Raw genomic sequence first — 21,565 nt, 5'->3', positions numbered from 1 at the left:
AGCAGGACGAAGAAGCCGCACGTGGAGCACTGCGCGGGCGCGGACGCCGCGATGGGGGCGCGGGGCCCCGCGACACCGTCGTACCAGCGCACCGCCGCCCGGCACGGCCTCGCGTCCCACGAGATCCTCGGGCACCTGATCCGCCTCCAGGCCCGCTGCGCCCTCGCCGACTTCGCCGCCGCCGACCGGCACGCCGCCGCCGCGGACCGCCTCGCCGAGCACCACGAACGGCCGCTGGTCGGCGTGTTCACCGGCTGGTACGCGGCCCTGCGCCTCGCCGCGACCACCCGGCCCCCTGCGGCTTCTCGTGAGGCGGCCTACCGGGAGGCCGCCGCCCTGCTGGACGGCGCCGGAATGCCCGGCCTGGAGCAGGGCTTGCTCCCCCTAGCCCTGCTGAGCCTGCGCCTGTCGGACGCGGCGGCCTCGGGACGGCTCCCGGGATCGCCGGACGGACGGCCACTGCCCGCGAGGCTCGTCGAACCGGACGCCGACTGGGGCCCGTACCGTCCATGGATCGAACCCTTCGCCCTGCTGGACGAGGGACGCCGTCCCGAAGCCTCCGAGACGCTGCGCGCCCTGCCGGAACCGCCCGCCGACCTGCTGTACGAGGCCCTGTGCTGCCTGGAGGCCGCCGTCGCGCTGGACCTCGGCGACCGGAACGTCCTGGAACGGGTCCGTGCCCGCCTGCTGCCCGCCTCCGGGGAACTGGCGGGCGCGGGCAGCGGCCTGCTCTCCTTCGGCCCCGTCGACCGCTGGCTCGCCGCCGTGACGGCCGCCCTGGAACGGCCCGCTACAGGCGTGTGAGCAGGTCGTTGTCGAGGACCGACTCCACCAGCAGCTCCTTGTACCCCACGTCGTCGAACAGCACGGTCACGCGGTCGCCTTCGCCCACCACCACCTGACCCGGCCCCCAGGCCCGGTGCTCGACCCGCACGCCCGTCGGGAAGTCGCGGTTGTCGGCATGCGCCTCGGCCCGCCCCGCCCGGCAGTTGTCGCAGCGCCCGCACCGCCGGTCGGAGAACTCCCCGAAGTACCGCAGCAGGAAGCGGCCCCGGCAGTCCGTCAGCTCGCAGTAGCGGCGCATCATCTCGATGCGGGTCCGCTCGGTCTCCCGCCGGTTCTCCGCCAGCCGCGTCACCCGCGCGACCGCCTCGTCCCGGGACGGGGCGTCCCGGACGAGCTGGACGCGCCTGCCGAGCCGCACCGCGTCGGCCTCCTGGAGCAGGTCCAGCAGGACGGCGAGCCTGCGCGGCGACATCTCGACCCTCCTGCCCAGATCCTTGCGGCCGACGGGCCCCGCCTCCTCGACGGCGGAGTACAGCGCCGCCGTCGCCTCCTCGTCCGGCAGGCCGCCGCTGAAGAACCGCGGCAGCCCGAGGTCCGCGGGACGGAAGAAGCACACCGCCTCGGCGTCGCTCCCGTCGCGTCCCGCCCGCCCGATCTCCTGGTAGTACGAGTCGAGCGAGCCGGGCACCCGGGCATGCAGGACGAACCGGATGTCCGGCTTGTCGATCCCCATGCCGAACGCGTTCGTGGCCACGACGATCCTCGTCCCGCCGTCCATGAACGAGGCCTGCACGGCGTCGCGCTCGCTCTTGCGGAGACCGGCGTGGTAGACGCCCGCGCCCTCCAGCCGCTCGGCGTACCGGACGGTGTCCTTGCGCGTCGCCGTGTAGACGATCCCGGAGCCGTCGAGCCGCCGCGCCGTGTCGAGGACGGCCTCGAACTGGTCGTCCGCCTCGTGGAACGACCGCACGGTCAGGCGGATCTCGGGACGGTCGAACCCCCGGACGATCTCCACCGCGTCACGCAGCCCCAGCCGCTCCGCGATCTCGGCGCGCACCGGCGGCGCGGCCGTCGCGGTCAGCGCGGCCACCACCGGCCGCTTGGGCAGCGCGTCCACGATCGCCCCCAGCCGCAGGTAGTCGGGCCGGAAGTCGTGGCCCCACGCGGAGATGCAGTGCGCCTCGTCCACCACGAGGAGCCTCGGCGGGGACTTCGCCAGCAACGCGCGCGCATCCTCCCGGACGAGCTGCTCGGGCGCCATGAAGACGAACGCGACCGCGTCCCCGGCGAGCGCCTCCCACGCCCGTTCGCGCTCCGCCTGACCGGTCGCCGCGTTGAGCACATGGGCCTCCAGCCCGAGCTCGCGCAGGCCGAGGGCCTGGTCGCGCTGGAGCGACACCAGCGGGGACACCACGACCACCGGCCCGCCCAGCAGGACCCCCGCGACCACGTAGACGGCGGACTTCCCGCTCCCCGTCGGCATCACGACGAGAGCGTCGCGCCCCGCCGCCAGCGCCTCCATGGCCTCCGGCTGCCCGGGCCTCAAGCTGTCGAGACCCAGCACCTCACGTACGACGCCGTCGACCGTCCGCGTCCTCTTCCCATTCACGCCGGGCTTCTTCCCCCACCTCGACCGACCACCGCTACTGTGGTGCAGCTCACAACAAGCCAGGCGAACCGGGTCACCCGGCTACGCATCCCTTCTTCACACGAAACAGACCGAAAGGAAGCGCCCATGGTCCGCCGGCTGATCGCCTGCACGGTGGCGGGCACCGCCGCCGCCCTCTCCCTCACCGGCTGCCTGGGCGACGGCGACGACGCCGCGCCGCCGACCCCGCCCGGACCGCCCGACACCGCCCCGAGCCAGACCGCGTCCACCACCGCGCAGCCCGTCGAGACCACGGCCCCCGCCGGAAACGGCGCCGTCCCGGCCGGCTGGACCACCCTCGGCGGCCCCGAGAACGGCGTCCGCATGGCCGTCCCCCCGGGCTGGATCGAGATCGACCTGACCGGCGGCGAGGCAGAGAAGGGCCTGAAGGCCCTCAACCTGCAAGGCGCCAACGAGGAACTGCTCCGCCGGAGCTTCGCCCTGCTGGAGAAGCAGAAGGCCGTCTACGCCGTCGAGTCCGAGTCGGCGCAGCGCGGCTACGCCACCAACGTCAACGCCCTCTGCGTCCCGTCCGCCGCCACGTCCGTCGAGGCGCTGGAGACCGGCACCCGGGCCGGCATGTCCCAGCTCAACGCCCAGGACGTGGAGATCACCCGCACCACCGTCGCCGGACGCCCCGGCATCCGCACCACCTACACGCTCCAGTCGGCCGCGGGCACCCTCGCCGGCCGCCAGGTCCAGGTCGCCGCCGACGGCCGCACCTGCTCCCTGACCGTCACGGCCAAGTCCGACGCCATGCCTTCCACCGCCGACCAGATCACCTCGACGCTCGAACTGACCTGACGCGAAAGGGTCCAGGCCGTCGCGGCCTGGACCCTGATCGCACGCGTGGACCCTTACGAGCCCCAGTCGGGACGAAGGGGCATGTGGCTGCGGCCGGCGTCGTCCAGCTTCACGCCCAGCGTCTGGTGCAGCTGGATCCAGTTCTGGTTGAAGCCGAGCACGCAACCGGCCATGTAGACGCGCCAGACGCGGGCCGTGCCCTCGCCGACCTCCTCGACGGCCTCGTCCCAGTGCTCGTCGAGGTTGCGGCACCAGGCGGTGAGCGTCCGCGCGTAGTGCTCGCGGAGGTTCTCCTGGTGGCGGATCTCGAAACCGGCGTCGTTCATCTGCATCTGGATGTAGCCGGGGCCTTCGAGCTCACCGTCCGGGAACACGTAGCGGTTGATGAAACCGCTCTGCTTGATGGACGGGGCCAGGTTGTCCGGACGCGTGATCGTGTGGTTCAGCATCCGGCCGCCCGGCTTGAGCTTGCCGTACAGGAACGAGAAGTACGACGGCAGGTTCGCCTTGCCGATGTGCTCGGTCAGCCCGATCGAGCTGATCGCGTCGAAGTCCGTCTCGGTGACGTCGCGGTAGTCCAGGTGCCGGACCTCCGCGAGGTCGGACAGGCCGCGGTCGGCGATGGCCTTCTGCGCCCACTCGGCCTGCTGCTTGGACAGCGTCACGCCGAGCGCCTTCACGCCGTACTCCTTGGCGGCGTGCATGACCATGCCGCCCCAGCCGCAGCCGACGTCCAGCAGCCGCATCCCCGGCTTCAGCGCGATCTTCTTGGCCACCAGGTCGTGCTTGTGGAACTGCGCCTCCTCCAGCGTCGCGTCCTCGTGCGGGTAGCACGCGCACGTGTAGGCCATCGACGGGCCGAGGACCCACTCGTAGAAGGTGTTGGAGACGTCGTAGTGGTGCGAGATCGCCTTCGCGTCGCGCCGCTTGGAGTGCCGCAGCCACGTCGGGAGGCGGCTGAACGGCGCCTCCTGCGGGGGCGGGTCCAGCCGGCGCGAGATCGCGGCGCGCAGCAGCGGGTCCCCGAGGACGGCCCCGACGATCCGCGCCTTGTCGCGGCCCGTGACCTCGCCGAGCACGTTCTGCATCGTCGACAGCGCGGTGATCATGTCGCCGGAGACGTCGATCATGCCGCTGACGTAGGCGCGGGCGAGGCCGAGCGCTCCGGGCGAGTGCACCAGGTAGGACACCGCGTACGGCGAACGGACGTCGAACCGGATGTCGGCGCCGGGTACCCCCGCCCTCGAACCGTCGTACGCCGTGAACTCCACTGGCGCCTCAGCCCCGGCGAGCTGCTCGAAGACCTTGGCCAGCGTCATCGTGATCCCTCCTGTCTCTCCGCCCCTGGCAGGGGCCGTGATGGTCCACCATCAGCCCCTCCGGGGCCCTCCCCCCGATACCGCGGACGCCTGGTCAGCGTCCGCGCACGCACTTGTCGTAGAGATCCAGCAACCGCTCGCCCGGGTCGTAGGCCCCCTTGAGCCGCCGGTAAGTCTCCCCGTCGTAGTACCGCCAGAATTCCTCGCGGCTGTAAAAAGCCGTCGAGTACAGGGACTTGTGGCCGTCGAGCGCCGCGACCTTACGCTCGATGAGCCGGTTGTGGTACTCCGGGATCTGCCCCGGAGGAAGCCTGACCGTCCCCCAGAAGCCCACGTTCACGTACGGGCGGCCCACCTCCAGCGGGTAGAGCGGCCAGCGCTCCTTCGCCCGCAGCGGGCACAGCCAGATCGGGCTCATCCCGACCTTGTCGTGGAAGAACTCCAGGAACTCCGGCAGCCGCTCGACCGGCACCTCGATGTCCTGGATGACGTCCTCGCGCGGACGCAGCCCCCGCCACCGCTCCACCCGGGCGACGATCTGGTACCGCCGGTCGTAGGCGACCAGCTTGCGGTACACGTCGGACCGCTTCGCCTTGTCGGGCCACAGCCGCCGCACCGCCGGGTTCTGGACGCCGAACGCGCCCGAGCACCAGAACCAGTCGGTGTCCCAGCGCCAGATGTAGTCGCGGATCGTCAGGAAGTCGACCGAGCGCTCCTGGATCGAGCGGTAGTAGATCCCCTGGCCCGTGTAGTCGGACGTGTACGGCGCCTCGTCGGCGAAGAACCCCAGCGTGATGTACTGCTCGTCCTTGCCGAAGACCGTCCCGTCCATGAAGTCGACGGGCTCGCCCTCGAACGTCCCCGCCTCGGTGATCTCCCCCATGACCCGGGCCAGCTCCGCCGCGTCGCCGAACCGCAGGTGCCGCAGCCGGACGTACGGCCTGACCCGCCTCAGCTCGATCTTGAGGCGCAGGCTGTAGCCGAGCGTCCCGTAGGAGTTCGGGAAGCCGTAGAACAGGTCGGCGTGCTCGTTGTCGCGCGTCGCCGTGACGACCTGGCCGTCACCGGTCAGCACCTCCATCTCCAGCACCGACTCGTGCGGGAGACCGTCGCGGAACGACGTCGACTCGATGCCGAGCCCCGTCACCGCGCCGCCCAGCGTGATCGTCTTGAGCTGCGGGACGACCGTCGGCATCAGCCCGTGCGGCAGCGTCGCGTCGACGAGGTCCTCGTACGTCGTCATGCCCTGGACCTGCGCGGTCCGCTCGTCCGGATCGACGCTCAGCACCTTGTCGAACCCCGACACGTCGAGGCCCGGCGCCGCCGAGGGGTCGCGCCACCGGAACAGGTTGGAGGTCCGCTTCGCCAGCCGCACCGGCGTCCCCGCCGGAATGGCGTCGTAGGACCGCCGCAGCGCCTCCACCGCTCGCTGGTGATCGCCCTTGATCGCAAGCTCCGTCATCTACCCCTCCCTCGGACAGTAAAGCGATCATCCCATGTACGGTCCACATAACTAGGACGTTAGGGTCATCACAGGCAGGGAAGGGAATAAACACACGTCCATCTGAGCGCCCGCTTCCTGGGTGACGACGGCGCCGTGAGAAGGCGGCCACGTCAACAGATCCCCAGGGGCGCACGGCGACAAACCCGTCCGCGCGGACGGGCGGACCGGCCACTCTCCGTTACTTCACCAGCCGAAGGATCCACGGGTAGCGGAACGACTGCCCGGTCAGCGCGAACAGTGCCGCGATGACCGACAGGATCCACGCCACCGCGTACACCATCCCCCCGACCCCGAACGTCACGATCGTCACGAGCAGCAGCGTGACCTGGAAGTTCACCGCCTCCAGCGCCTGCCGCCGGATGTACTCCGACCGCTTGCCGCCGACGAGCATCAGGACCAGCGGCCCCACGAACAGCGTCGGCACCGCCAGCGCGTGCGCCGCCGCCCCCAGGATCCGGTCCTCGGGCGTCGCAGGCCCCCCGACCACGCCCGCCGCCTGGACGGGCACCAGGTCGAGCGTCACCGACGCCAGATCGCGCCTCGTCTTCACCGTCATGGCGAGATGCGTCCGCATGTCGAACTCCTCGTGGTCGAGGCGCCCCTCCGCGTACGCCTCCTGGAGCCGCTCGACGACCGCTTCCCGCTCGGCGTCCGAGACCCTCAGGTCCCCCACCGCGTAGCTGCTGTTCATACGCCCATGGTGGGCGGGGCGCTCGTCCCGGACCATCGGGGATGACCCTGAGACGCCCCTGAGTTCACCGCTGGACGTACTTCCTGCCCGGCGTCAGCCTCCCGCCGAAGAGCTCGGACACGGTCACGAACCGGTACCCCTTCGCCTTCAGCCGATCGATGATCTCCGGGACGGCCGCCACCGTCGTCGGATGGATGTCGTGCATCAGGACCACGTACCCGGGCCGCACCGCCCGCGTCACCCGCCGCTCCACCGCCCGCCTGTCGCGGACCTCCCAGTCCAGCGGATCCACCGTCCAGAGCACCTGCGCCAGGTTCATCCGCCGCGTGATCGCCGCCAGCCGCTTGTCCGTCGACCCGTACGGCGGCCGCATCAGCACGGGCGTCTCCCCGATCGCCCGCCGGATCGCCTCCTGCGTCCGCGCCACCTCGGACACGGCCTTCTTCTCCGACGCCCGTCCCAGATCGGCGTGCGACCAGCTGTGGTTGGCGATCTCATGCCCGGCCTGCCGCTCGCGCCACACCAGGCCGGGATGCGCCTCCACGTTCTCCCCCACCAGGAAGAACGTGGCCCGGACCCGCCGCTCCTCCAGAATGTCGAGCAGCTTCCCGGTGCTCTCCATCGGCCCATCGTCGAATGTCAGCGCCACGCACTTGGCATGCCGGCAATCCACCCCCGGAGAGGCACCCGAGCCACCCTGTGGCGCAGCCTGGCCACCCTGCGGCGCAACCTGGCCGCCCTGCGGCGCAGCCTGCGCGGTCGGAGTTGCGCCGGGCGCGGGAGCACCCGCCGTACCGGCCGCGCCTGCTCCTGGCCGCACACGCGGCCTCTCGGACGTCCTGATAGTGCCCGGCATGCCCGCCGAGCCAGGCGTCCCCGGCCGACCGGCGATGCCCAGCGCCGCCAGAACCCGCTGGACTCCGTCCGCGCTCGCCACACGCGTCGCATTGACCGCTTCCGGCCCCTCTTTCTCCGCCGAGGCGCGAGGCTGCGCCGCGCCGGCGGAACCACCGCCCGCCTTGACCGTCCGGGAAACGGCACTGGACGGATGCTCCGCAGGAGGCAGCGGGCTCCCGGCGGACGCGAGACCGACATGGTCGAGATCGGGAGGCGCCGTGCTCAACGCCGCGCACAGGGCGGCCGCGAGCACGCCGGCGGCCGCCCGCCGAACCAGGCCTCGCCCGTCCATCCCCCACCCCCGCCGACGATCATCCCAGGGTGCGCCAGTCTAAGGCGCGGCCCTTGCGCCGCAGGGGATGACGCCCCGGTGTCGGGAACCCGCCGGTGCGTGAGGATCGTTATGTTCGTACACCGCAGCGGCCTCGGAGACGGGTCCGGGGTCCCACAGGACGGGACGGCTGATGAGGTTCCGGGATCGGTTCGGGATCCGCAAGAACCGCGGGTCCACGGTGACGAAGCTCGACCGGGAGGCGAACGACTCCGACATCGAGGCGCTGATCGCGTTCGCCCGCACGCGCCAGGGCGTCGAGTTCTACGTCGAGCCCGAGACCTTCGCCACCGACACCACCGCGGTCGCGGTCGCCCACGACGGCGAGTGGACGCGCCGCCGCGTCGGATCGCCCAAGGTCATCGGCAAGGTCGCCCGCGACCTCCGCCTTCCCATCTACGACGTCCAGATCGTCGGCTACCCGCCCCGCATGCGCGCGTGGAACGAACGCAACCGCGACCGCCGCATAGACCCCGGCACTCCCGGCCAAGCCGTAGCCCCCTGAACCCGGGAGCACCCCCGCACCCCGCCCAGCGACCGTCCGCCGGAAACACCTTCCACCCCGCCGACCGTCCGCTGGCAGCACCCCCTTGGCGCTACGCCCCGCCCACCGGCCTGATTCCAACACCGTCCACGTCCGCGCCGGAACGCGGTGAACCAGACCCATCACCGCACCCGGGACAACCGACAGGCAGGGCCTCATACGGAGCACGCTGAAGACATCAACTCTTCAGCTGGGTGAAGCGGAGGCGGTTGCCGAAGGGGTCGCGGAAGCCGCAGTCGATGCCGTAGTCGCGCTCGGTGGGCTCCTCGGTGAACTCGACGCCCCGGTCCCGCAGCGTCTCGTACGTCTTGCGGCAGTCGTCCGTGGTGAGGATGACCCAGCCGCCCCCAGCGCCCTTGGTCACGAGCTCGCGGACCTGCCCCGCCGTCTCCTCCGACATCGCCGGAGGCCCCGGCCGCTCCAGCAGGATCTGGTGCTCGGGATGCCCCGGCACGCAGACCGTCAGCCAGCGCATGACGCCCATGTCGACGTCCGCGGCGACCTCCAGACCGAGCTTGCCGACGTAGAACTCAAGGGCTTCGTCCTGGTCAAGGACGTGAATCGCCGAATGCGTGATCGCTGTGAACATGCGCGCCACGCTACCGAGCGAGCCGCACGGAAACTTGTCCAAAACCGCTCAGCCGGTGATCAGCCGCTCGGCCGCGTCCACGCCATCGTGAAGCACGTCGGCACGCCCATCGCCGCCGCCTCCTTGCGGTACGTCCTCGGGGACCGGCCGACGATGTCGCGGAACGTGCGGCTGAAGGTCGCCGGACTGTTGAAGCCCACCTCGAAGCAGACGTCCGTGACGCTGCGATCCGTCTCCCTCAGCAGGAACATGGCGCGCTCGACGCGCCGGCGCTGCAGGTACCGATGCGGCGTCTCCCCGAACGTGGCGCGGAAGGTTCGCGTGAAGTGCGACTCCGACACATGGGCGATCCGGGCCAGCGCCGGGACGTCCAGCGGCTCGGCATAGGCCCGGTCCATAGCGTCCCGTGCCCGGAGCATCCGGCGGTTGCTCTCCTCTGCGGCACGGCTCACAAGGCCATCCCACCACGACGCACCGACGACGCCTGACACTCCCCAAGGTCCCTACACCCAAAGGTGTACTCCACCTTTCGACAAGATGCTCCCCACGTTACAAACCTCAGAATTATTCTCCCCCGATGACATCGATTAGTGCCAAAGAACTCCACCGAACATGAACGTTAGTACCCCAGACCCTATAAGGAAGCCATACAGATTCCCGATAATCGAACCGCTGTCGCACACAGGAAGGATTCATGGCACCGAAACGTGGACGACAGCCCTCCTTCCTCACATTCCAAGAAGGGACCAACCATGTCACCGAAGATGCTCTTGCCGATCGCCGTAGCCGCACTCGGGACGGCGGGCCTCGTCGCGGCCGCTCCGGCGGCCTCCGCGTCCCCGTCCACCGCCAAGTTCCAGACCGGTAAGGTCTCCGCGGCCAAGATCGGCAAGGCCACGCACATCGCCTACACGCAGTGCAAGGCGAAGGGCCGCTGGGGGAAGGCGTACATCAAGACCGCCGGGAAGCCCACGGCGAAGAAGCCGCTCGTCACGGTCGTCGAGTGGGGCTACGCCATCCAGAAGACGAAGGGCAACCACAAGAACTCAAGCGTCAAGGCTCTGCTGGCCGTCCACGAGGGCACCGACAAGTGGCGCCTGTCCGGCGGTCCCGGCTACACGGGATGGAAGGCCATCGAGGACGGCAAGTGGCACAAGGGCAAGCAGATCCAGTATCCCTCTATCGGCCGCGGCGCCATCGGTGAGAACGCCATCGCTTTCTGGTTCGACTTCGACAAGGGCACCGGCGGCTACTGCGACGCCCCACTGATCCGCTACTCAAAGCTAAAGCCGATCAAGTAACACCACCCGAGCCCCAAGCCCCCCAAACCGGGCACCACACAAAAAGGCCGCCACCCACCCGCAACAACACCCCCAAGCCCCAAAAGCCGCGCTTGGGGGTGCCGCGGCGACTCGGGATGACGGCGCAACGCGACCCGCGCCCAGACTGCGGGTAGCACGCGCAGGCTGCGGGTAGCACGCGCAGGCTGCGGGTAGCACGCGCAGGCTGCGGGTAGCACGCGCAGGCTGCGGGTAGCACGCGCGGGCTGCGGGTGACGCACGCGGGCTGTGGGTGGCGCGCGGGTTGTGGGTGGCGCGGCTTGTGAGTGGCCCGCGGGTTGTGGGTGGCGCGGCTTGTGAGTGGCCCGCGGGTTGTGGGTGACCCGCGCGGGTCGCCGACTGGCGCGCGCGGGTCGCCGGCTGAGGTTCCCGGACACCCCCTCCACACCCGGGCAACGCATCGCATCGCCGTGAAAGCCCACCTCTCGCAGACCACCTCACTCACCCCCAGCAACCGCTACCAACATCACACCTCCGCAGAGCACCGCCTTCTGAGCCGCGCCACCCACTGATGGCACTCACGTCGCCATGGCACCCCTTTCCAGGCCCGCGGCCGCGCCCCGCTGATGGCGCTCCACTCGTCCCGGGCGTCCCCTTCACTCCTGGTCAGCGCACTCCTGTGAGAGGCTCACGTCGCGCAGATCGCCTCATCCACGCACGGCGACCGCTACCGACATCACACCTTCCGTAGCACCTCCTTAGTAACCGCGCGGTCGCTTGCAGGCGCTCCCAGGACGTCCCCCGCACGCACGGGTAGCGCATTGCCGTGGAGGCCCCACTTCGTGCGGCGCACCTCGCCCACGCACGGCAAGCGCTTCCGGCATCACATCGCCGTGGGCACTCCCTTCTGGGCCCCCGTCGGTTGCTGTTGCCCCGCTTGTCCCGGGCGTCCCCTCCGCGCCCGGGTCGCGCATCACCGTGGGGGCCCAGCTCACGCAGAACGCCTCACCTATGCGCGGCAACCGCTGCCGACATCACACCTCCGTGGGGCACCGCTTTCTGAGCCACGCCGCCCACTGTTGGTGCTCACGTCGCCATGGCACTCCCTTCCAGGCCCCGCGGCCGCGCCCCCGCTGATGGCGCTCCACTCGTCCCGGGCCTCCCCTCCACGCCCGAGCAGCGCACCGCTGTGAAGAGCAAATCTCGCGCGGCGCACCTCACCCACGCGCGACAGCCGCTGTCGACATCACAATCACTTGGCACCTCCCTATGAGCCGCGCGGTCGGCTGCCGGCGTTCCCCTGACGTCCCCCGCATGCGCGGGTAGCGCCGAGCGGCCGCGCTCGTTGACCTCCCGCGCCACGGACGTCCCCGCACGCGCGGGTAGCGCGTGTCCTTGCGGAAGGCGGGGGACCCGGCGAACCGGACGTCCCCGCACGCGCGGGTGGCGCATCGCCGTGGGGCCCACCTCGCGCAGACCGCCTCACCCAAGCACGGCAATTGCTACCGACATCGCACTCCCGTGGGCACTCCCTTCTACACCGCGCGGCCCGCTGCGGGCGCTCCCCGGACGTCCGTGCCTCACACCCGGAGAGCGCACCGCCGTGGGGCCCATCTCGCGCGGCGCACCTCACCCATGTGCGTCGAGCACCCCCGGCATTGCATCGCCGTGGGCATTCCCTTCTGGGCCCCCGTCGGTTGCTGGAGCTCCGCTTGTCCCGGGCGTCCCCTCCGCGCCCGGGCAGCGCATCACCGTGGAAGCTCACCTCGCGCAGACCGCCTCACCCATGCGTGGCAGCCGCTGCCGACATCGCATCGCTGTGGCACTTCTTTTAGGTCGCGCGGCCTGCTGTGGCCCTCACGTCGCCGCGGCACTTCCTTCTGGGTCACGCGGCCTGCTGTAGCGCGCTCACGTCGCCGTGGCATTTCCTTTCGGCCACGCGGGCCGTCTGCTGGTGCCTACGTCGCTATGGCACTTCCTTGTGCGTTGTGTGGATCGCTGCTGCCGTTTCGCTTGTTCTGGGGGTTTCTTCGCGTCCGGTGTTGGGTTGGCGGTGCGGCTTGGCCAGTGAAGTGTGTTGGGTTGGCGGTGTGGTTTGGCCAGTGGGGTGTGCTGGGTGTGGTGGTTGCTGGTTCGCTGTTGGGCGTTTTCTGCTGGGCTGTGGGGTTGTTGGGTTGAGGGATTGTTGCGGGCTGGGGGTTAGCTGGCTTTGGGGGTTTTTTCTGCTTCTTGGTAGGCGGCGGCTAGTTGTTCGGGGGTCATGTGCATGCGGGCGCTGGTTGGTGGGATGCCGGAGGTGGCTAGTTCACGGAGGAGGACGGCCATGGAGTAGGTGGGGTCGGCGTCTAGGGCGCGTTCTAGGGCGACGTTCGCCAGGCTGCCGTTGCCGGCGGAGTAGGCGGCGTGGGCGAGGAGGGACGCGGGGGCGGCGGCGTAGGGGGGTTCGACGCGGCGGACGATGTCGCGCCAGAAGGCGATGTCGGATGCGGGGGCGTCCTCGTCGATGCGGACCCATGCCTCGTCGCGGATGCGGAGTTCGGTGAGGAGGAAGCCCAGCCAGGCGACCTCGTCGTCGGTGGGGTCGTGGCCGCTGCGGGCTCGGGTGAGGAGGGGTGGGAGGAAGGCGAGCCCTTCGTCGATCGTGCGGGCCTGGAGGCTCATCGAGGACGTGCCGTCGCGGGCCCAGCGGAGGAAGCGTCGTTCGGCGCGTTGGGTGGCGGTGTGCATCGACGTGCGGGCGGGGCCCGTGACGGGGTCGAGGGAACCGGTCAGTTCGGCGCGGTCGGCCAGGGCGACGTGGCCCGCGTAGGTGGCTTCGGCGGCGAGGGTGCTGGTGTTGATGTCGTAGGGGGTTCCTTCGGCGGGGCAGCAGGCGTCGTTGCAGGTCAGGGACCACCAGCGGCCGTCGAAGACGCGGATGGCCTCGGGGACGTCCAGGCCCTTGTCGGTGAGGGCCGCGCGCATGGTTTCGATGGACGGTGTGGTGTCCTCGGCTTCGCCGTAGCCGAGGAGGAGTGCCTTGCGGAAGCCGTTGCGGGCGAGCATCGCCGCGACCCGTTCGGCCGCGTCGTGGGTCGGCAGGTCGAGCCGGATGGCGCATGTGGTGTGGGGGCCGTCGAAGCCGATCACGACGAGGCTGCGGGACGGGTGGAAGCCGAGCAGGTAGGGGACGGCGGCGATGGCGTCTTCGGAGGTGCGAATCACGAGTGGTTGCATGCCATCGACGTTCGCAGTCGCCGGATCGGCCCGTACGGGGCTTCCGGAACTGTGGATAACTCAGGCGTCGAGCACCTGGTGCGGCGTGCTGACGACCGGGGGCTCGGTCGACCAGGGGAAGTTGATCCAGCGGTCGGTGTGCCGCCAGACGTACTCGCACTTGACCTCGGAGCGGGGCTTCTCGTAGACGACCGCGCAGCGGACGTCCGCGACGTGGTCGGCGCAGAAGTCGCGGACCAGTTTCAGGGTGGCGCCCGTGTCCGCGACGTCGTCGGCGACCAGGACGCGGGCGCCGGACAGGTCGACCGCGTTCGGTACCGGCGGGAGCATGACCGGGAGGTCGAGGCGCTGGTCGACGCCGGTGTAGAACTCGACGTTCATGACGTGGAGGTTCTTGACGTCGAGTGCATAGCCGAGGGAGCCGGCGACGAACAGGCCGCCGCGCGCGATGGACAGGATCAGGTCGGGGCGGTAGCCGCTGTCGGCGATCTCCTGGGCGAGCTCGCGGCCGGCGGTGCCGAACAACTCCCAGGTCAGGACTTCTCTTTCAGCTTCAGACACGTTCCCTATCTTGACCGATTCCAGGCCCCCCGGTTGTTCCGGGGGGCCTGCGCGGTGGTCAGGGGCTGGTCTGGGGCGGGGTGGGGCACAGGTCGACGATGATGCCGCAGAGGTCGAGGGGCAGGGTGCCGCGGAGGACGGCTGGGTTGGTGCCTTCGGGGCCTGGGGCGGTCATGACGGCTGCCAGGCCGCTGAAGAAGCCGTTCAGGGAGTCGGCGAGGACGGGCAGGTTGGCGTTCTGGGCGGCGACGACGGAGGCGGTGCCGCCGGCGCCGTCCACGATGCGGCCCATGGCGGTGCCGTGGCCTTCCAGGTTGTCGCCGACTCGGGTGGAGAGGCTGGTCGCCTGGTCGAGGAGGAGGCCGACCTTGTCGGGACGGGATGTGGCGACCTCGGAGAGGGAGTTGAGGTTCTGGCCGGTCGCGACGATGGTGTCGCCGCGGTTGCCGAGCGTGCCGGACAGGCCGGTGATGTCGTTGATGAGCGTGCGGATCTGGGCGCGGTCGGCGTAGGCGGCGTCCACGACGGTGGCGCTGTTGCCGATGGTGCGGCGCAGTGCCGGGCCCTGGCCGGAGAGGCCTTCCGCGAAGGTGTGCATGAGGGTGGTGAGGTCTTGCGGGTCGATGGCCTTGGCCGTCCGGTAGAGGGGTTCGGCCGTTTCTGACGGGTCGGACGGGTCGATGGTCTTGGTGATGCGCCCGCCTGCGGACAGGGCGGGGCCGTGGCCGAGGTCGAGGGAGATCTCCTTGGGGCCGAAGACGGAGACGGGGTCGATCCGCGCTTCGGAGTCGGCGGGGACGGCGACGTCGTCGTCCACGCGCAGGCTGACGCGGACCTTCCCTTCGCGGGTGAGGTCGACGGACTCGACGCCGCCGACGGTGATGCCGCGGACCTTGACGTCGGAGCGGGTGTCGAGGCCCGCGCCGGCGTGGCCGAAGACGGCGGTGTAGGTGGTTCCGGATCCGGGTGGTGCGGCGGTGACCACGGTGGTGGCGGCCGCTCCGAGCATGACCGAGGTTCCGAGGGCGCAGAAGAGCGCCCTCGATCGCGCCGAACTCAATCAGTTTCCTTCCGACTGGCCGCATCCGGCCGTCATCGTAAGTGACCACTTGCATTATCCGGGGTACCCGGCTCGTTTGTGACCACCCGGTCGGAGTGATCCGGCTCACGGCGTCCGGACGCGGCTGTCGGCCGCTGGGGGTAGCGTTGGGCGACGTGCCCGCCTCTGATCTGCTGACCGCCAGCGATACCCGGATTCCGGACATGACCGTCCTGCTCGCGGCGGCGGTCGACGCCGTGGGCGGCTCCGAGCGGCCCGGGCAGGTGGAGATGGCCCGGGCCGTGGAGAAGGCGATCGGTTCCGGCGAGCACGTCGCCGCGCAGGCGGGCACGGGCACCGGCAAGTCGCTGGCCTACCTGGTCCCGGCGATCCGGCACGCGATCGAGAAGAAGACCACGGTGGTCGTCTCCACGGCGACGATCGCCCTCCAGCGCCAGCTCGTCGACCGCGACCTGCCCCGGCTGGCCGAGGCGCTCGGGCCGATGCTCGGCACCGAGCTGAAGTTCGCGATCCTGAAGGGGCGCCGCAACTACCTGTGCCTGCACCGCGTGCAGACGGGCGTGCCCGAGGAGGACGAGCCCGGCGCGAGCCTGTTCGACCCGCAGCAGCTCTCCACGCTCGGACGCCAGGTCAAGCGGCTGAACGAGTGGGCCGAGGAGACGAAGACCGGCGACCGCGACGAGCTCGTCCCGGGGGTGAGCGAGCAGGCGTGGCGGCAGGTGGCGGTGACCGCGAAGGAGTGCCTCGGGGCGCAGCGCTGCCCGCAGGGCACCGAGTGCTTCGCCGAGCTGGCGCGCGCCGAGGCGGGCGAGGCGCACATCGTCGTCACCAACCACGCGCTGCTGGCGATCGACGCGCTGGAGGAGTTCCAGGTCCTGCCCGAGCACGACGTCGTGATCGTGGACGAGGCGCACGAGCTGGTCGACCGGGTCACGTCCGTCGCCACGGGCGATCTCAGCGCGGCGGGCGTCGAGATCGCGGCGCGGCGGTGCGGGCGGCTCATCGAGGAGGGCGTCGCCGACCGGCTCAAGGAGTCCGCCGAGGGGCTCGGCACCCTGCTGGAGGACCTCCCCGCCGGGCGCATGGACGTCCTGTCCCCCGCCCTGGGGCACACGCTCGCCGCCGTGCGGGACGCCGCGCACGCCTGCATCACCGCCATCGGGCCGGAGAAGAAGGACAACGATCCCGGTGCCATGGCGGCGCGCAAGGCGGCGCGGTCCTCGCTGGAGGACCTGCACGACACCGCCGTCCGGCTGCTGGAGGCGTTCCAGCCGGAGATCGCCCAGCGCTTCGACGTCGTGTGGCTGGAGAAGCCGTTCGTCCAGGACGGGCGCCCGAGGCGGCCGCCGGCGCTGCACGTCGCGCCGATCGGGGTCGGCGGGCTGCTGCGGACGACGCTGTTCGAGCGGCGCACCGCCGTCCTCACCTCGGCGACGCTGACGCTGGGCGGGTCGTTCGAGCCGCTGGCGCGCCAGTGGGGGCTGCCGCCGCTCGCCGAGAACACCCCGAAGGACGCCAGGACGGCCGCCGAGGGGCTCGCCCGCACCGCCACCAGCGAGGACGAGAAGAAGGACGCCGACGCCAAGCCGATCACCTGGACCGGCCTCGACGTCGGCTCCCCCTTCGACCATCCGAAGTCGGGCATCCTGTACGTCGCCCGCCATCTCCCCCAGCCGGGACGGGACGGGCTCGCCGACGCGTACCTCACCGAGATCACCGAGCTGATCGAGGCGGCGGGCGGCCGCACCCTCGGGCTGTTCTCCTCGATGCGGGCCGCGCGGCAGGCCGCCGACGAGCTGAAGGACCACCTGTCGCACCCGCTGCTGTGCCAGGGCGAGGACTCCACGTCCCAGCTCGTCAAGCAGTTCGCCGAGGACGAGCGGACCTGCCTGTTCGGCACCCTGTCGCTGTGGCAGGGCGTGGATGTGCCGGGCCCGTCGCTCCAGCTCGTCATCATGGACCGCATCCCCTTCCCCCGCCCGGACGACCCGGTGTCGTCGGCGCGGTCGCGCGCGGTGGCGGCGCGCGGCGGCAACGGCTTCATGGCCGTCGCCGCGACGCACGCGGCGCTGCTGCTGGCGCAGGGCGCGGGCCGCCTGCTGCGGTCGATGGACGATCGGGGCGTGGTCGCCGTCCTCGACCCGCGCCTGGCCACCGCCCGCTACGGCGGCTTCCTGAAGGAGTCGCTGCCGCCGTTCTGGGCGACCACCGACCCGGCCGTGGTCCGGGGTGCCCTCCGTCGTCTCGACACCGCCGCGTCCGCGTCCGCCTCCGCCGAGTAGGCGCGTCCAGGGAGTAGGCGCGTCCACGGTTTGTGAGTCGCGTCTGAAGCGTGCCTCAAGGCGTTCGGAGGTTGGTTGCCAGGACGCTTATGCCGCACCCCGGCCCTAGGGCAGCAGGCTTGCGCGGTTCGCGGTGAAGTGGTCGGTGAGGGTCGCGGGGGCGCGGCCGGTGAGGCGTTCCACCGCGTGGGTGACGACGTCGAACCAGCCGTCGCGGCGCGCGGCGTCCGACGAGGCCCACGCTTGCGCGAGCGGTTCCGGCATGCCCTGCGCAGTGAGGCGGCCGGCGACCTCGGACTCCGGGACGGGCAGGTGCCGTACCGGGCGTCCGGACACGTCGCCTAGGACGGCGGCCAGCTCGGCGTCGCTGACGGCCGCGGGTCCGGTGACCTCCAGCAGCTCGCCCTGGCAGCGGCCCTCGGCGAGGACGGCGGCGGCCACGGCGGCGCTGTCGTCCTTGCCGAGGTAGGCGACGCGGCCGTCGCCCGCGCTGCTCGGCAGTTCCCCGGACGCCACCGCCATCTGCGCGACGCCGACGTAGGTCAGGACCTCGGGCCAGACGTTGAAGCGCAGCGAGGTGAAGGTGAGACCGGACTCGGCGAGCAGCCGTTCCGTGTCGCGGTGGTCGGCGACGACGGGAACGGGGTTGCCGGGCTCGCCCGCACGCGGCGTCGAGGTGTAGACGACATGGCCGACGCCCGCCTTCGCGGCGGCGTCCACGGCGGCGCCGTGCAGTGGCATCCGGCCGGTCATCGCGTCGACGCTGACGATCAGCATCCGCTCCACGCCGTCCAGCGCGCGGACGAGCCCGGTGGGGTCGGCGAAGTCGGCGGCGCGGGCCCGGACGCCGACGTCCGGGACGCGGTCCGGCGTCCGCGACAGGGCGACGACGCGCGAGGCGTCGACCCGTTCGACGAGGTGGCGGAGGGTGAGGCCGCCGAGATGGCCGGAAGCGCCGCAGACAGCGAGCATGGAAGACTCCTTCGGATCGGGGGTCGCCGCGTACGCTGATCTTGCGGTGTACGGAGACGGCCCCGAAAGAAGGCACTTCCATGTCCACTACCACCCTGACCGTGCCGGTCACCGTGGCCGAGCACCAGGCGTGTCCCGCGACGGTGGTGCTGCGGCGGGCGGGCGAGAAGTGGCCGGGGCTGATCCTGTCCCTGCTGCGGGACCGCTCGTACGGCTACAACGAGCTGGACCGCGCGGTGGAGGGCCTCAGCCGCAGGGTCCTCACCCGGACGCTGCGGACGCTGGAGCGGGACGGGCTGGTGAGCCGCACCGTCCACGAGGGGCGCCCGCCGCGCGTCGAATACGCCCTGACCGGTCTCGGGCGGTCACTCCAGGAGCAGCTCAGGGCGCTGGCGCTGTGGGCGGTCGAGCACGACGGCGAGATCCGGGCGGCCCGCGCCCGCTTCGACGGCGCCTGACGCCCGCGGGCGCCCCGCGGAGCGCTCGCGGGGCGGGCGCGGGGCGGGCGGGCGCTAGCGGCGGTAGCCGTGGAGGAAGTCGCCGATCCGGCCGATGGCCTCCTCCAGGTCGTCGGCGTACTGGAGCGTGACCACGCGGAAGTGGTCGGTGGACGGCCAGTTGAACCCGGTCCCCTGGACGACGAGGATCTTCTGCTGCTCCAGGAGGTCGAGGGCGAAGCGCATGTCGTCCTCGATCGGGTACATCTCGGGGTCGAGCCGCGGGAAGACGTACAGGGCGCCCATGGGACGGGCGCAGCTCACGCCGGGGAGGTCGTTGAGCAGTTTCCAGGCGCGGTCGCGCTGCTCGCCGAGCCGGCCGGTCGGCAGGACGAGGTCCTCGATGCTCTGGTAGCCGCCGAGCGCGGCCTGGATCGCGTGCTGCCCGGGGACGTTCGGGCAGAGCCGCATGTTGGCGAGGATGTCCAGGCCCTCGATGTAGGACTCGGCGTGCCGCTTGGGGCCGGACAGGCCGACCCAGCCGGCGCGGAACCCGGCGACGCGGTAGTTCTTCGACAGCCCGCCGAAGGTGAGGCAGAGCAGGTCGGGGGCCAGCGAGGCGATCGGGACGTGCTCGGCGTCGTCGTAGAGGATCCGGTCGTAGATCTCGTCCGCGAAGATGATCAGGTTGCGGCGGCGGGCGACCTCGACGATCCGCTGGAGGACCTCGCGGGGGTAGACGGCCCCGGTCGGGTTGTTCGGATTGATGATCACGATGGCGCGGGTGCGGTCGCTCAGCTTGGACTCGATGTCGTCCAGGCTCGGCGCCCAGTCGGCGGACTCGTCGCACAGGTAGTGGACGGGGGTCCCGCCGCACAGCGAGACCGACGCGGTCCACAGCGGGTAGTCGGGGGCGGGGATCAGGACCTCGTCGCCGTCGTTGAGCAGCGCCTGGAGCGTCATGACGATCAGTTCGGACACGCCGTTGCCGAGGTAGACGTCCTCGACGTCGACGTCGGCGATGCCGGCGTCCTGGAAGCGCTGCACGACGGCGCGGCGGGCGGGCAGGATGCCCTTGGAGTCGCTGTAGCCGTGCGCCTCCGGCAGGTTGCGGATCATGTCCTGGAGCAGCTCGGGCGGCGCCTCGAAGCCGAACGGGGCCGGGTTGCCGATGTGCAGCTTGAGGATGTTGTTCCCCTCGGCCTCCAGCTGCTTGGCGCGCTTCAGCACCGGCCCGCGGATGTCGTAACAGACGTTGGTCAGCTTGCCCGACTGGTTGACCTGCATGGACTCACCTTATCCGCGACGCGGTACGCCAAATCGGCCGGGCCGCCTCATTTCGGCCGGGCCCGGACACGCGCGGCACCCCGTCCCCGCCTGATACGGGGACGGGGTGGCCGCTCCCGGCCCCGCGTCCCGGAGCGCCCTTAAGGAGCAGCCCTCACGGAACCGGCCGCTCACGGGACGGCCCCTCACAGAGCGGTACCTCACGAGGCGGGTCGGGCCCCGCGTCTCATGGGGCGGCGATCGCGGAGAGGATCGCCAGGCGGGCGGCGCGCCGGGCCGGGCGGATCGCGGCCAGCGCACCCGCGACGGCCCCGGCGACCGCGATCACGGCGAGCGTGACCGGGCCGGGCGCGAACGGGTTGCCGATCGCCGTGCCGAGCCCCCAGCCGAGGAACGTGCCGAGGCCGAGCCCGCCGGCGGTGCCGAACAGCGCGACGATCACCGACTCCCAGCGGACCATCGACCTGATCTGCCGGCGGGTCGCGCCGACGGCGCGCAGCAGCCCGAGCTCGCGGGTCCGCTCGTGGACCGACAGCGCCAGGGTGTTGGCGATGCCGAGCAGAGCGATGACGATCGCGAGGACGAGCATCCCGTAGACGACGGCGATGAAGCCCGCCATGTCCTCGGTCTGGCGGGAGACGAACTCGTCGCGCGTCTCGACCTCCGGCGCCCCGTACGGCTTCGCGAGGGCGGTCAGCACGGTGCGAGCCTCGGCGGTGGACGCGCCGGGCCGCAGCCGGACGAAGGCCATGCCGTCTAGGGGCTGCCGGGTGTGGGCGTTCCAGACCGTCCGGGGCAGGAGGTAGTCGCCGACGAGGTCGGCGTTCCGGTAGACGGCGCCGACGGCGAGGGTCGTGCGGGCGCCGTCGGCGAACTGGACGGCGACGCGCGAGCCGGTGCGCCAGCCGCGCTCGTCCGCGATCTTCTTCGACACCGCGAACGTGCCGGGGCCGGAGAGGGCGCCCTGCCGCACGTCCAGGTCGAGGACGGTCCGCAGGCGGGACGGGTCGGCGACGCGGACGGCGGTGGGGCGCCCGTCCACCCGCGCGTTGCCCATGCCGATGCCCGCGGCCCCGCCGACCTGCGGCAGCGCGGCGGCCTGCTCCGCGAGCCGCGGGCTGAACCCGCCGGTCTCGTTGGAGCCGCCGTCCACGACGAGCGGGCCCGTGAAGGAGCCGGCGACGCCGTCCTCCAGGGACGCGCGCAGCGAGCCGGTGAAGACCGTGAGCAGGGTGACGACCCCGACGCCGATCATCAGCGCGGTCGCGGCGTCGATCCCGGCCTCGCGCGCGACGATCCGCGTCTCGGCCTCGGCGGGCGGGAAGCCCAGCTCGATGGCGACGAAGCGCTGGCGGGT

18 protein-coding genes and 1 pseudogene are annotated in these 21,565 nt (G+C 71.3%); 6 read left to right on the top strand and 13 right to left on the bottom strand.

Going from position 1 to position 21,565, the window contains the following annotated elements; all coding sequences use genetic code 11:
• Positions 1–804, top strand: a pseudogene (locus tag E1300_RS34100) (hypothetical protein); the annotation flags it as partial.
• On the opposite strand, the gene E1300_RS34095 reads toward E1300_RS34100, so the two are convergent.
• Positions 791–2,395: a RecQ family ATP-dependent DNA helicase gene (locus tag E1300_RS34095; RefSeq protein WP_242619563.1), complete on the bottom strand. Its 1,605-nt coding sequence runs from the start codon at positions 2,393–2,395 to the stop codon at positions 791–793. The pseudogene E1300_RS34100 and the gene E1300_RS34095 sit on opposite strands and share 14 nt — an antisense overlap.
• Before the next feature lie 126 nt (positions 2,396–2,521).
• Here E1300_RS34095 and E1300_RS34090 point away from each other — a divergent pair, with 126 nt between their 5' ends.
• Positions 2,522–3,238: a hypothetical protein gene (locus E1300_RS34090; RefSeq protein WP_131761229.1), complete on the top strand. Its 717-nt coding sequence runs from the start codon at positions 2,522–2,524 to the stop codon at positions 3,236–3,238.
• A 53-nt stretch (positions 3,239–3,291) separates the two neighbouring features.
• Here the strand turns inward: E1300_RS34090 and E1300_RS34085 are convergent, their stop codons facing one another.
• The 4 genes from E1300_RS34085 to E1300_RS34070 all read right to left on the bottom strand — a co-directional run bounded on the left by E1300_RS34085 (position 3,292) and on the right by E1300_RS34070 (position 7,425).
• On the bottom strand, positions 3,292–4,557 hold the full coding sequence (locus E1300_RS34085; RefSeq protein WP_131761228.1) for a class I SAM-dependent methyltransferase: 1,266 nt from the start codon (positions 4,555–4,557) through the stop codon (positions 3,292–3,294).
• 94 nt (positions 4,558–4,651) lie between these two features.
• Positions 4,652–6,019 carry an FAD-binding oxidoreductase gene (locus E1300_RS34080; protein ID WP_131761227.1) on the bottom strand — a complete coding sequence of 456 codons (1,368 nt, stop codon included), beginning with the start codon at positions 6,017–6,019 and terminating at the stop codon, positions 4,652–4,654.
• Positions 6,020–6,239: 220 nt separating this feature from the next.
• Positions 6,240–6,752 (bottom strand): DUF1707 and DUF4870 domain-containing protein, encoded by a 513-nt coding sequence (locus E1300_RS34075; RefSeq protein ID WP_165503118.1) that lies wholly within the window; start codon positions 6,750–6,752, stop codon positions 6,240–6,242.
• 64 nt (positions 6,753–6,816) lie between these two features.
• On the bottom strand, positions 6,817–7,425 hold the full coding sequence (locus tag E1300_RS34070) for a polysaccharide deacetylase family protein (protein ID WP_278045406.1): 609 nt from the start codon (positions 7,423–7,425) through the stop codon (positions 6,817–6,819).
• A gap of 688 nt (positions 7,426–8,113) precedes the next feature.
• Between E1300_RS34070 and E1300_RS34065 the strand changes: the two genes are divergently transcribed.
• Positions 8,114–8,485 carry a hypothetical protein gene (locus tag E1300_RS34065; RefSeq protein ID WP_131761225.1) on the top strand — a complete coding sequence of 124 codons (372 nt, stop codon included), beginning with the start codon at positions 8,114–8,116 and terminating at the stop codon, positions 8,483–8,485.
• A 217-nt stretch (positions 8,486–8,702) separates the two neighbouring features.
• Here the strand turns inward: E1300_RS34065 and E1300_RS34060 are convergent, their stop codons facing one another.
• Together E1300_RS34060 and E1300_RS34055 are read right to left on the bottom strand one after the other, a co-directional pair.
• A complete protein-coding gene (locus E1300_RS34060; RefSeq protein ID WP_131761224.1) occupies positions 8,703–9,113 on the bottom strand; it encodes a VOC family protein in 411 nt (136 codons plus the stop codon).
• Positions 9,114–9,172: 59 nt separating this feature from the next.
• Positions 9,173–9,532, bottom strand: coding sequence for a helix-turn-helix domain-containing protein (locus E1300_RS34055; protein ID WP_131761232.1), 360 nt, complete (start codon positions 9,530–9,532; stop codon positions 9,173–9,175).
• 333 nt (positions 9,533–9,865) lie between these two features.
• On the opposite strand from E1300_RS34055, the gene E1300_RS34050 reads away from it, so the two are divergent.
• Entirely contained in the window at positions 9,866–10,414 is a 549-nt protein-coding gene (locus tag E1300_RS34050) for a hypothetical protein (protein ID WP_131761223.1), read from the top strand.
• A gap of 2,178 nt (positions 10,415–12,592) precedes the next feature.
• Here E1300_RS34050 and E1300_RS34045 read toward each other — a convergent pair.
• Genes E1300_RS34045 through E1300_RS34035 form a run of 3 tightly spaced genes read right to left on the bottom strand, consistent with a single transcriptional unit; the run spans position 12,593 to position 15,230 of the window.
• Positions 12,593–13,609 (bottom strand): DUF4192 domain-containing protein, encoded by a 1,017-nt coding sequence (locus E1300_RS34045; RefSeq protein WP_131761222.1) that lies wholly within the window; start codon positions 13,607–13,609, stop codon positions 12,593–12,595.
• A 60-nt stretch (positions 13,610–13,669) separates the two neighbouring features.
• Positions 13,670–14,170, bottom strand: coding sequence for a phosphoribosyltransferase (locus tag E1300_RS34040; RefSeq protein WP_131761221.1), 501 nt, complete (start codon positions 14,168–14,170; stop codon positions 13,670–13,672).
• A 58-nt stretch (positions 14,171–14,228) separates the two neighbouring features.
• The gene (locus E1300_RS34035; RefSeq protein ID WP_242619560.1) at positions 14,229–15,230 is read right to left on the bottom strand and encodes an MlaD family protein; all 1,002 of its coding nucleotides are present in this window, start codon (positions 15,228–15,230) and stop codon (positions 14,229–14,231) included.
• Positions 15,231–15,433: 203 nt separating this feature from the next.
• Between E1300_RS34035 and E1300_RS34030 the strand changes: the two genes are divergently transcribed.
• A complete protein-coding gene (locus E1300_RS34030; protein ID WP_207400105.1) occupies positions 15,434–17,512 on the top strand; it encodes an ATP-dependent DNA helicase in 2,079 nt (692 codons plus the stop codon).
• A gap of 105 nt (positions 17,513–17,617) precedes the next feature.
• Here the strand turns inward: E1300_RS34030 and E1300_RS34025 are convergent, their stop codons facing one another.
• Positions 17,618–18,484 (bottom strand): NAD(P)H-binding protein, encoded by an 867-nt coding sequence (locus tag E1300_RS34025; protein ID WP_131761220.1) that lies wholly within the window; start codon positions 18,482–18,484, stop codon positions 17,618–17,620.
• Positions 18,485–18,564: 80 nt separating this feature from the next.
• On the opposite strand from E1300_RS34025, the gene E1300_RS34020 reads away from it, so the two are divergent.
• Complete coding sequence (locus E1300_RS34020; RefSeq protein WP_131761219.1) at positions 18,565–18,942, top strand: winged helix-turn-helix transcriptional regulator; 378 nt, start codon at positions 18,565–18,567, stop codon at positions 18,940–18,942.
• 54 nt (positions 18,943–18,996) lie between these two features.
• Here E1300_RS34020 and E1300_RS34015 read toward each other — a convergent pair whose 3' ends face one another.
• Together E1300_RS34015 and E1300_RS34010 are read right to left on the bottom strand one after the other, a co-directional pair.
• Positions 18,997–20,208: a pyridoxal phosphate-dependent aminotransferase gene (locus E1300_RS34015; RefSeq protein ID WP_131761218.1), complete on the bottom strand. Its 1,212-nt coding sequence runs from the start codon at positions 20,206–20,208 to the stop codon at positions 18,997–18,999.
• 226 nt (positions 20,209–20,434) lie between these two features.
• The coding region (locus E1300_RS34010; protein WP_131761217.1) for an ABC transporter permease at positions 20,435–21,565 on the bottom strand (1,131 nt) is incomplete at its 5' end.

The sequence above is a fragment of the Actinomadura fibrosa genome (assembly GCF_900659615.1).
GTDB classification, from domain to species: Bacteria; Actinomycetota; Actinomycetes; order Streptosporangiales; family Streptosporangiaceae; genus Spirillospora; species Spirillospora fibrosa.
This window is presented reverse-complemented; position numbering and strand designations above follow the sequence as displayed.

Bases quoted from the DNA above. Each gene is read 5' to 3' on its own strand.
- E1300_RS34090 (WP_131761229.1), top strand. From the start codon at position 2,522: ATGGTCCGCCGGCTGATCGCCTGCACGGTGGCGGGCACCGCCGCCGCC.
- E1300_RS34085 (WP_131761228.1), bottom strand. From the start codon at position 4,557: ATGACGCTGGCCAAGGTCTTCGAGCAGCTCGCCGGGGCTGAGGCGCCA.
- E1300_RS34080 (WP_131761227.1), bottom strand. From the start codon at position 6,019: ATGACGGAGCTTGCGATCAAGGGCGATCACCAGCGAGCGGTGGAGGCG.
- E1300_RS34075 (WP_165503118.1), bottom strand. From the start codon at position 6,752: ATGAACAGCAGCTACGCGGTGGGGGACCTGAGGGTCTCGGACGCCGAG.
- E1300_RS34065 (WP_131761225.1), top strand. From the start codon at position 8,114: ATGAGGTTCCGGGATCGGTTCGGGATCCGCAAGAACCGCGGGTCCACG.
- E1300_RS34060 (WP_131761224.1), bottom strand. From the start codon at position 9,113: ATGTTCACAGCGATCACGCATTCGGCGATTCACGTCCTTGACCAGGAC.
- E1300_RS34055 (WP_131761232.1), bottom strand. From the start codon at position 9,532: ATGCTCCGGGCACGGGACGCTATGGACCGGGCCTATGCCGAGCCGCTG.
- E1300_RS34050 (WP_131761223.1), top strand. From the start codon at position 9,866: ATGTCACCGAAGATGCTCTTGCCGATCGCCGTAGCCGCACTCGGGACG.
- E1300_RS34045 (WP_131761222.1), bottom strand. From the start codon at position 13,609: ATGCAACCACTCGTGATTCGCACCTCCGAAGACGCCATCGCCGCCGTC.
- E1300_RS34030 (WP_207400105.1), top strand. From the start codon at position 15,434: ATGACCGTCCTGCTCGCGGCGGCGGTCGACGCCGTGGGCGGCTCCGAG.
- E1300_RS34025 (WP_131761220.1), bottom strand. From the start codon at position 18,484: ATGCTCGCTGTCTGCGGCGCTTCCGGCCATCTCGGCGGCCTCACCCTC.
- E1300_RS34020 (WP_131761219.1), top strand. From the start codon at position 18,565: ATGTCCACTACCACCCTGACCGTGCCGGTCACCGTGGCCGAGCACCAG.
- E1300_RS34015 (WP_131761218.1), bottom strand. From the start codon at position 20,208: ATGCAGGTCAACCAGTCGGGCAAGCTGACCAACGTCTGTTACGACATC.